We start from the raw sequence: 6,155 nt of genomic DNA, 5'->3' as shown, positions 1-6,155 counted from the left end.
CAAGTAACTCGCTCGTTTCTAAATCGTTACCAGTTTAGTTCTACTAACAAGGTAACTTCTTTATTTTCAACAAGTTGTATTTTAAGAATTATCTTACTCACCAAAAGGTGATGTTTTGAAGTGCAATTAATCTAAAGAAAATGAAGAAAAATCGAAGTTTGCGAAAACTGACTGATAATGAACAGAATATGAAATGATTTGCATAAAACTGCTCTATCTGTAAAAGGCATGAAAGTGCGGATTTAAGTAGAAGTTCTGTTACTAAACCATTACCCCAAAATGGGGCAGCAATATGCAAATTGTCCGCAACCATAACACCGATATTCCTTTTTGGAGATACGCAGCATTAAATTATATCTATCCTTTTTCTTTCACCGATATTATCCTATTGTAAGCATCCACGATAGATGATTGTGTGAGGAAAGGTAGGATAAGTTGCAAAAGGCTGCCTACGAGCAACCCCAAGACAATCTGCCCGAAATACTTGCGGTACTTCTTGATATAGCCAAAGAGGAACTTGAACGAGCGTTCCTCTGTTGGCTGTTCATCTGTCAGCTTTTCATAAAAAGCAGGTGTGGGCTCTAAGAACATCGCAATACCTTTTTCCTCACCGCCCGATGGGGTACTAATCCAATGCTTCTTAAACTCTTCAAGCGAGTATTTCACAAGTCCTTTCCCTGGGTCAGCAATGAAGAAGGTCTTTCCTTTCTTGACCTTATATAATACCACGAAATGGTTTTGATTCCAGTGGAGAATGCAGGGAGAAATTATGACTTTTATTTTTTGAAAACTTGCTTTACCACAGGTATAAGTAAATCCTAAAGTAGATACAGTTTCCCCCTATGCTTAACAAAGATACACCTACAGAGGTAGCATTATATATTTTTGATAAATAATATATAGAAAACTCCTTTCCATAATGTTTGCATATTATTTTAAGGCACGCCACTCCGCATAGCATGGAATCGTGCTGGCGGCATACTACTATTTTTTGTTTCATATTTTAATTTATAATCTTCCTCGTTCATCATTTCCAGACTTACCTCCCTTGTATCGACTTTTAGTCGAGTTGAAGTTATATTGCAGTGTAAAATAAATAGCTCTTGAATCGTATTTCATTTTTTTGTTTGAGAATATGTTGTTAGAAAATATGCTCCACGCTTCTTTCTTAGATTTTAATATATCATCTACACCTAGTTTTACAAGTAGGTTTCCAAATTGCTTGTTTACAGAGCATGACACAGATATTTCTGGTGCTATTTTCCTTAACATAATATTACCCGAGGAGTTTCCATCTATATTTAACGTTACGTAATAACTCTTTGGAAGAGTAATGAGATTCTTTAAGGAATAGATGAAAAGAGGTGAATTATATTTTATTTCATTTAAGCACATATAGGGTAAACTACCCTCGAGGGTTAAACTAGGTCTCCACCATTTGATTTTTGGAGAATATGACAGCGATGCACTTATAAGCTTATAGTCTTCGTTGGTGAAAGAACTGATGGCTGCTTCGTTAGCACTATTCATGTATTTATAAAAACTTATGGCATCCTTGTAATAGTTATATGATATTGAAAATGATAAGTCCTTGTATCCAAAGCGAAATCCAGCATCATATTTATGAGTAGGCTGTAAGGATGGATTGCCACTTTCGTACGAATAGCGATTATTATAACTTGTGCTTGCACGAAGTTCCTGATAAGAAGGACGCATGATCGTAGATCTAAAGTACAAAGCTATTGAGAGTTTATCTTTTGTGTATGCCAGCGAGATAGTTGGCATAAGATTGCTATATGATTTACTTTGCATAGCTTGACGCTCATGATTAAGGAAATAATCAAACTTAACATGGTCATATCTTAGTCCCACATTGGTGCTTAGATTTTTAGTCCAGTTTCTTTGTGACTCAACAAAAAAAACTAGCGCATGCTGATGCGAGCTATTTTGTGAGGACTGAATGGTCTTAAGTAGCGGATTCCCGAAAGGATTAAAGTCCTGTTTGTTATCTGTGTAGGTATATTCATTTCCAAACGTAAGCGAAAAAAATGTTGATGGATAAGTCCACGACGCACGTTCTGCAAATAATTGTGCTTTTCTATCCGTTACGCTAGAAACAATTAGTTCACCCTCTCTACCATCTTCTTGCGTTGATAAAGTTGTTTTTATATTCGACGATACATACGATAAGTCAATATCTAAGATAGAAGCGTTTCTAAACTCATTTCGTATGTAGGAGTTTATGTAGTGCGTATAACCATGACTATTCTGTTCTAGTGAGGTTTTAAAATTATCTTGTTTATCCTCTGATATAATGATGTTGGTAGTATTTTGCATGAAAGGAACTCCTATCGTTTTCGAAAAATTATACCTTATTCCCGAGGAAAGCTTTCCATCTGGAGACATATAGTTGATTCCAGCAGATGAGATTAAATATTTAGGTTGGTAAGTCTGTTTGCTGACACTTTTTATGTTTGTTAAATTGGGTTGTGTAGGCAGTAAAATGAAGTTTTGCTGATCTTGCTTTTGGTAATCATTAATATAGTTAACCGATGCAAATAAATCTATATTCTTAACATGATAGTTAAATGTTAAATATCCTGTTTGGGAAAAATCTGTTCTCTGTCTACCTGTCCATTGAGCAAGTCCTGTTAGTCCGTTTTTATTGATAGGTATAGTTGTTATAAAAATAACGGCATTTACATCATTAGAAAATCTACTTCCAGGGTTTGTAATAACTTTTATATATTTAATCTGTGAACTCCGCAGCCCATTAAGTTCATTGTTATCCATTATCTGCCTATTGTTGACGTAGATTATAGGACTTCCCTTTCCAATTACACTAATTTTGTTGCCGTCAACGTGAAGATAGGGTAATTGAGCTAGAATGTCTTTAGCTTCTCCAAGGGCAGCGAAAGGACTGCCTTGTATATTTACCGATAAACCATCGGGGGTGTTCTTAAAGACTGAACGATTTGATTTTACAACAACTTCTTTCAACTTATTCACATTTTCCTTTAAGATAATAGTTCCATTAAAATCTCTTAAGCTAATAAGGGATGTATGATAGCCAATATAGGATACTCTTATAAGTGCTGCTGATTCCGTTTTGATATGCTGGAAACAACCAGTACTATCACTTACACAACCGTTTATATAGGTAGAGTCAACTTTTAATAATGCAATATTGGCATATTCAATACCATCACCGTATTTATTTACGATTTTTCCTTTAAGAACATCTTGACTTTTGCATGCAAAGTGGAAAGATAGAGTTATTAATATAAATATTAATCGTTTCATAATCTTATATTTTTAAAGTATTACATCCATTTCAACAGACTCTGGACATCGAGGGTCTGGAAATTCTCCTTTGCCGACTCCAAGTGTCTTTGCAATATCAACAAAGCAAACGCGCCTATCTATCGAGGAGCGACATTTTGTATAAACTTTGCAAGTTGAGCAAGGGGAGGCATTGCAAACCATAGCTTGTTGAGGTTTGAAGAGCTTAAGTGCTTTTGATGAATTCCAAATGTTAAAGATTTGACTTTCTTTTATATTGCCTAAACTAAACTCAGGATTATCATAAAGCATCTCGCAAGGAGTACACTGACCATTTGCCAAGATAGCCATCATGAAGCTATTGGCATGACATATTTGGTTGCACTTAACAAAGTCTTCAACTATAGAGAAATTACGTAATGTATAGCCACATTGATTAATCTTGTTAAGATAAATAGGGAAAGAGGAACCTAAAGAGGTTATATATTTGGAGATAGTTGATAGTTGAATATTATCTGGTTGTATGTTTTTATATTTTTCTTTAAACTCAGAATAAAATGCAGGTGTTATTGCCCAACTTTTTATGTTGTTAAACTGAATCAGAAAGGCATATAATTCCTTGAAGTTATAGAGATTACCATTTTTGTTGATAATAACACTTCTTACATCAAGTTTTATATCAAGCTCTTGGCATGCTTTGAACATTTCTTTCAGCTTATCCAAATAATTTTTGGGCGACTTTACCATATACCTAAGTGTTTCTAGTGATAATGAATCAATAGAAAATTGTAAATCAGTGATGCCTGTATCTTTTAAGAAAGTAACATCTTCTTTTGTTATTGGAGTCTTAGTAGAAATAAAAGGATGATAACCAAATTGCATAGCCTTTTCAACAATTACACGCCAATGTGGATACGCAAATATATCTCCTCCTGTGATTCCTAAATTTACAACCCCAATATCATGACATTCTCTCATTGTAGAAATTATTTCAGTAAGTGATAATTCCTTTTTAAAATTACGTTTAGCATAACAATATATACAATCTGTAGTACACTTAGTGGTTACCATAAAGGTAACATTGAGAGGAATAGATGGACGCTTTGTGTCGAAATGTTGAGAATATTTAAAATCAGCAGAAGCTATATAAATATTTTCATCAATATTGTTACTAAATACTAGAAGATTTTTTGGTAAAATCACATTACTTCCATTAACAACAATCTTCTTTGCATTTTTATTGGTTATTTTATCCAGAAACAGTTTAAGGCTACTATCCTGTGCCCCTAAATTTTTGGCTATTTTCAAAATAGATACTTCTTTATAATTTTTACCGATCTCCGATAAAATATAACCAATAAATGGGGGAATCATCGTAATACCAGGAGTTAAGTTGTCTATTTCTTTGTCTATCTGCTGGTGTCTCTTAATAATATAAGAACAATTCTCCTCATTTCTTACAGCGTATTGAGAGTTTAGTCGTAGATATTTCATATGTATAATAGTTAAAGATGGTATGCACACAGTAAAGTGTGCATACCATCATAGAGAAATTAAGCTAAAATACCACCATTATTGCTGGAACCATCTTTGATTATAACAACGGTTTCTCCAGCACCACCCTTTTCGCAGACACATGTTCCCATACTTCCGCCTGTTACTTCTTCCATCTCGGCAAGAAGTAAACTTTCAATTTCATTATTTTTCATTTTTTATTATTTATTTTATCGTCTTAAAGCTTCCGGCATTGCTCCTTTGGGCAGTTAGGTCTGCTTTATAATCTTGTCGACTTGATTATTTCTGTTGCAAATTTAATTGTTTTTTTTTATTTTCACCACATAAAATATGAAATAATTAAGTTATTATCTTTTTTTTTGTGTAAAAATGTAACTATGTAACCTTGCAAAGTTCGTTAAATTTGGAAAAGAGACTTTTGAAACCTTTTTTGCTGGAACATACTGGAACTGTTTCAGATGTCAGGTAGTCAATGGATTTTCCGATTCGATGTGTACCAAATCCCAACACCTTCATTACTTTCAATAGTTTGCTGTCAATCTCTGCAATCATATAGCTGTACTTGTCCTCTACTATCGGTTTTACTGCCAATGCCATTAACCGCTTGAACAATGTCAATGTGGATATTCCTGTTTTCGTTGCAACCGCAAAGCGTCCCGATAAGCCAAAAGCTATAATCATCTATTACACTTTTGTGTAATTTGGCATCTTTCCTTTTATTTTTTACACTTTTGTGTAATATTTTTGATGTATTCCGTATTGAAAATGTACTTTTGCAGTAAAATATATCAGCGAACCTTAGCACGTTTAGCATATATGACAGACATAAAAGATTTCTTTATCGCATCAAACACTTTGCATAATGCACCAGATTATGATTCAAATATATTGTCAACATTGATTCATACAGTAGAGGCATTTGCTCGTGTTACCTATCAGAGTGTTTACTTGATAGACTATTACAGACAGGAATTTCTTTATGTGTCGGACAACCCTTTATTTCTTTGTGGGCATACAGCAAAGGAAGTGAAGGAATTAGGCTACAGCTTTTACTTGGAGCATGTACTGGAGGACGAACAAAAAATGCTCGTAGAGCTGAATAGCAGTGGGTTTAAGTTTTTTGATACTTTCGATATAGTTGATAAGGATAAATGCTCTATGTCATATCACTTTCATTTGAATAGTGGAACAAAGAGGAAACTAATAAATCACTAACTTACTCCAATATTGTTGACTGATGAAGGTAAAATATGGATTGGTATGTATGTTGTGTTTTTTTGGATAAAGTACATTTTTTATTGTTTTGTTATTTGATAGAAGAAAAGTCTTTATTTTTTTTGCTTATTAGGAAAATTAGC

At 33.7% G+C, this 6,155-nt stretch carries 4 protein-coding genes and 2 pseudogenes; 1 reads left to right on the top strand and 5 read right to left on the bottom strand.

All coding sequences use genetic code 11. From position 1 onward, the window contains the following. Positions 1 to 396: 396 nt before the first annotated feature. The 5 genes and pseudogenes from F596_RS12080 to F596_RS10820 all read right to left on the bottom strand — a co-directional run. Positions 397 to 1,000, bottom strand: a pseudogene (locus tag F596_RS12080) (cysteine peptidase family C39 domain-containing protein); the annotation flags it as partial. 8 nt (positions 1,001 to 1,008) lie between these two features. After that, positions 1,009 to 3,303: an outer membrane beta-barrel family protein gene (locus F596_RS0104545; protein ID WP_019036022.1), complete on the bottom strand. Its 2,295-nt coding sequence runs from the start codon at positions 3,301 to 3,303 to the stop codon at positions 1,009 to 1,011. A 12-nt stretch (positions 3,304 to 3,315) separates the two neighbouring features. Then, positions 3,316 to 4,776 (bottom strand): radical SAM/SPASM domain-containing protein, encoded by a 1,461-nt coding sequence (locus F596_RS0104540; protein WP_019036021.1) that lies wholly within the window; start codon positions 4,774 to 4,776, stop codon positions 3,316 to 3,318. A 59-nt stretch (positions 4,777 to 4,835) separates the two neighbouring features. Further along, complete coding sequence (locus F596_RS11820; RefSeq protein ID WP_019036020.1) at positions 4,836 to 4,991, bottom strand: hypothetical protein; 156 nt, start codon at positions 4,989 to 4,991, stop codon at positions 4,836 to 4,838. Positions 4,992 to 5,172: 181 nt separating this feature from the next. Next, positions 5,173 to 5,409 carry a hypothetical protein gene (locus F596_RS10820; RefSeq protein ID WP_248621409.1) on the bottom strand — a complete coding sequence of 79 codons (237 nt, stop codon included), beginning with the start codon at positions 5,407 to 5,409 and terminating at the stop codon, positions 5,173 to 5,175. Between the two features lie 204 nt (positions 5,410 to 5,613). On the opposite strand from F596_RS10820, the pseudogene F596_RS10815 reads away from it, so the two are divergent. Continuing rightward, positions 5,614 to 6,009, top strand: a pseudogene (locus tag F596_RS10815) (LuxR family transcriptional regulator); the annotation flags it as partial. Positions 6,010 to 6,155: the final 146 nt, after the last annotated feature.

Origin of the sequence: Prevotella amnii DSM 23384 = JCM 14753, from assembly GCF_000378745.1 — a bacterium.
GTDB lineage: Bacteria > Bacteroidota > Bacteroidia > Bacteroidales > Bacteroidaceae > Prevotella > Prevotella amnii.
The sequence above is the reverse complement of the archived record's forward strand: the minus strand, read 5'-3'. Positions and strand labels throughout refer to the sequence as shown.